The following is a 3,665-nucleotide window of genomic DNA, read 5'->3' as shown; positions in this document are numbered from 1 at the left end:
GCCGCACGACCCCGACATCACGGCGTTGGTGCGCGCATGCGACGTGCACGACGTGCCGGTCGCGACCAACGTCGCGACCGCGCGGATGCTGCTCGACGATCTGGCGCGGAACATGCAGGACGTTTGCTAGGCGCGGGCATCGGCCGATTGTCCCTGCCGGCGGCAGGGCCATGCACGAACGGTGCCGACGCGCGAGAATCGTGCGTCGCCACGCGCGCCTGCCGGCACTCGCACGAATCGGTGCGGCGCGCGCATCGGCGCCCCGGATTTCCCTGACTGACAGACAGAAGAGGAGCAAAACGATGCCGAAAGCAATCCGTTACGACCAGCCGGGCGGCCCGGACGTGATGAAGTGGGTCGATGTCGAGGTCGGCGCGCCGAAGGCGGGCGAAGTCCGCATCCGGCAGCACGCGGTCGGGCTCAACTACATCGACGTGTATTTCCGCACGGGCCTGTATCCGCAACAGCTGCCGGCCGGCCTCGGGATGGAGGCGGCGGGCGAGGTGACGGCCGTCGGCGACGGCGTGACCGCGTTCAAGGCCGGCGACCGTGTCGCCTACGTCGGCCAGCCGCCCGGCGCGTATGCGCAGGAGCGCGTGATGCCGGCCGAGCGCGTCGTGAAGCTGCCGGACGGCATCAGCTACGACGACGCGGCATCGGTGATGCTGCAGGGCCTGACCGCGCACTATCTGCTGCGCCGCACGTACCCGGTGAAGGCCGGCGACACGATCCTGATCCATGCGGCGGCCGGCGGCGTGGGCTTGCTCGTGTGCCAGTGGGCAAAGGCGCTCGGCGCGACCGTGATCGGTACGGTCGGCTCCGACGAGAAGGCCGAGCTCGCGAAGGCGCACGGCTGCGATCATCCGATCGTCTACACGCGCGAGAACTTCACGCAGCGCGTGAAAGAGATCACGAACGGCGCGGGCGTGCCGGTCGTCTACGATTCGATCGGCAAGGACACCTATATCGGCTCGCTCGACAGCCTCGCGCCGCTCGGCTACTTCGTCAGCTTCGGCAATGCGTCGGGGCCGCTGCCGCCGATCGACTCGAAGGAATTCTCGTCGCGCGGCTCGCTGTTCTTCACGCGACCGACGCTGTTCTCGTACATCGCGAAGCGCGCCGATCTCGAAGCCGCGGCCGCCGAGCTGTTCGACGTGATCCTGTCGGGCAAGGTGAAGACGAGCATCAACCAGCGCTATCCGCTTGCCGAAGTCGGCCGCGCGCATGCCGATCTCGAAGCACGCAAGACCACCGGCTCGACGATCCTGGTTCCCTGACGCATCCTTTCTCGTGCCGGCGTCACGCCGGCACATCCCGGGCGGCGCCGGCGGGCCGCCCGTCCTGCCTCCTGTCTTCCGGCCTGTCCGACGTCCCGTCCACTGTTCCCGCTGTACGCGTTTACGCGTTTTTTACACCCGCCCCGATACCTTTGACCCGCCCTTTACGCGCGTTCCCATAAGGTTCTAGTCGTCCGATTTCGACGACGGAGAACAAAAAATGGATGGGGTTTTCATCGGCGCACTGGTGCTCTTCACCGCGCTGATCCTCGGTTTGCTTGCCGGTTGCGACAAGCTCGTGCAATACGGTCGCGGGGGGCGGGCATGACCTGGATGCTTTGGCTGGCGGGCGCCTCGACGGCCCTGCTGTTCGCGTATCTCGTCTTTGCGCTGCTGCGCGCGGAGGACATCGAATGAACGCGAACAACCTGTTGCAGATGGGGCTGTTCATCGTCGTGCTGCTGGCGGCGGCCGTACCGGTCGCGCGCTACCTGAGCGCGGTGATGGACGGCAGCTCGCGCGTCGTGCGCGTGTTCGGGCCGCTCGAACGCGCGCTGTACCGCATCGCCGGCGTCGACGCGGGCACCGAAATGAACTGGAAGCAGTACACGGTCGCGACGATTGCATTCAACGCGCTCGGCGTGCTGTTCCTTTATGCGCTGCTGCGCCTGCAGGGCTTCCTGCCCGGCAACCCGCAGCAGTTCGGCGCGATGACGCCCGACGGCGCGTTCAACACGGCCGTCAGTTTCGTCGCCAACACGAACTGGCAGGACTACACGCCCGAGCAGACCGTCAGCTATCTGTCGCAGATGCTCGGCCTGACGGTGCAGAACTTCCTGTCGGCGGCGACCGGCATCGTCGTCGTGATCGCGCTGATCCGCGGCTTCGCGCGCCACACCGCGCAGACGATCGGCAACTTCTGGGTCGATCTCACGCGCGTGACGCTGTACGTGCTCGTGCCGATGGCGGCGCTCGTCGCCGCGCTGCTGATGAGCCAGGGCGTGCTGCAGAACATGAAGGCGTACCAGGACGTGCCGGTGTTGCAGGCGAGCACGTATGCGGCGCCGAAGCTCGACGCGCAGGGCAACCCGGTGAAGGACGACAAGGGTAACGCCGTCACGGTGCCGACCCCGCTCACGAAGCAGACGCTCGCGATGGGGCCGGTAGCTTCCCAGGAAGCGATCAAGATGCTCGGCACCAACGGCGGCGGCTTCTTCAACGCGAACTCCGCGCACCCGTACGAGAACCCGACGCCGTTCGCGAACTTCATCGAGATCTTCGCGATCCTGATCATCCCGGCCGCGCTGTGCCTGGTATTCGGCCGCATGATCGGCGACCGCCGGCAGGGCATCGCGGTGCTCGCGGCGATGACGGTCGCGTTCGCGGTCGCGACCGGCGTCGAGGTGAGCGCCGAGCAGGCCGGCAACCCGACGCTCGCCGCGCTGCACGTCGACCAGTCGGCCGGCGCGCTGCAGCCGGGCGGCAACATGGAGGGCAAAGAAACCCGCTTCGGGATCGCGCAGACCGGCATCTTCACGGTCGCGACGACGGCCGCGTCGTGCGGTGCGGTCGACGCGATGCACGATTCGCTGACGCCGGTCGGCGGCCTCGTGCCGATGCTGCTGATGCAGCTCGGCGAGGTGGTCTTCGGCGGGGTCGGCTCGGGCCTCTACGGGATGCTCGTGTTCGCGCTGCTCGCGGTGTTCGTCGCCGGCCTGATGATCGGCCGCACGCCGGAATACGTCGGCAAGAAGATCGAATCGTACGAGATGAAGATGGTGTCGATCGTCGTGCTGCTCACGCCGCTGCTCGTGCTGGTCGGCACGTCGATCGCGGTGCTGGCGGACGCGGGCAAGGCCGGCATCGCGAACCCGGGCCCGCACGGCTTCTCGGAAATCCTCTATGCGTTCAGCTCGGCCGCGAACAACAACGGCAGCGCGTTCGCGGGCCTGACGGTCGGCACGCCGTTCTACAACTGGATGACCGCGATCGCGATGTGGTTCGGCCGCTTCGGCACGATCGTGCCGGTGCTGGCGATCGCAGGCTCGCTCGCCGCGAAGAAGCGCATCGCGGTGACGAGCGGCACGCTGCCGACCCACGGCCCGCTGTTCGTCGTGCTGCTGCTCGGCACCGTGCTGCTGGTGGGCGCGCTGACCTACGTGCCGGCGCTCGCGCTCGGCCCGGGTGTCGAGCACCTGATGATGTGGCTGGGCGCGTGACGCGCGCCCGCATGGCGACACATTGAAAAGACTGAAGAGCTTGAAGAGATCGCAATGACTCAACATTCCGCAACACGGTCCATGTTCGATCCGGCGCTGCTGCGCCCGGCGATCGTGGATTCGTTCAAGAAACTCACGCCGCGCACGCAGTTCCGCAACCCGGTGATGT

The 3,665-nt window shown here is 67.2% G+C and carries 3 protein-coding genes and 1 pseudogene; all 4 read left to right on the top strand.

Going from position 1 to position 3,665, the window contains the following annotated elements:
* A pseudogene (locus tag JMF90_RS28515) lies at positions 1 to 130 on the top strand (methylglyoxal synthase); the annotation flags it as partial.
* A gap of 172 nt (positions 131 to 302) precedes the next feature.
* Positions 303 to 1,277, top strand: a complete 975-nt coding sequence (locus tag JMF90_RS28510) for a quinone oxidoreductase (protein WP_054928025.1) — start codon at positions 303 to 305, stop codon at positions 1,275 to 1,277.
* A 324-nt stretch (positions 1,278 to 1,601) separates the two neighbouring features.
* The gene (gene kdpF / locus JMF90_RS28505; protein ID WP_006752209.1) at positions 1,602 to 1,694 is read left to right on the top strand and encodes a K(+)-transporting ATPase subunit F; all 93 of its coding nucleotides are present in this window, start codon (positions 1,602 to 1,604) and stop codon (positions 1,692 to 1,694) included.
* Positions 1,691 to 3,496 carry a potassium-transporting ATPase subunit KdpA gene (kdpA, locus tag JMF90_RS28500; protein ID WP_054928024.1) on the top strand — a complete coding sequence of 602 codons (1,806 nt, stop codon included), beginning with the start codon at positions 1,691 to 1,693 and terminating at the stop codon, positions 3,494 to 3,496. The genes kdpF and kdpA overlap by 4 nt, the downstream gene beginning before the upstream one ends.
* Positions 3,497 to 3,665 lie beyond the last annotated feature (169 nt).

This window comes from Burkholderia sp. E168m23 (genome assembly GCF_016586125.1).
Taxonomy (GTDB): domain Bacteria; phylum Pseudomonadota; class Gammaproteobacteria; order Burkholderiales; family Burkholderiaceae; genus Burkholderia; species Burkholderia orbicola.
The sequence above is the reverse complement of the archived record's forward strand: the minus strand, read 5'-3'. Positions and strand labels throughout refer to the sequence as shown.

What these genes read in the sequence shown, in the direction of transcription:
- JMF90_RS28510 (WP_054928025.1), top strand. Translation starts at nt 303, where the DNA reads ATGCCGAAAGCAATCCGTTACGACCAGCCGGGCGGCCCGGACGTGATG.
- kdpF (WP_006752209.1), top strand. Translation starts at nt 1,602, where the DNA reads ATGACCTGGATGCTTTGGCTGGCGGGCGCCTCGACGGCCCTGCTGTTC.
- kdpA (WP_054928024.1), top strand. Translation starts at nt 1,691, where the DNA reads ATGAACGCGAACAACCTGTTGCAGATGGGGCTGTTCATCGTCGTGCTG.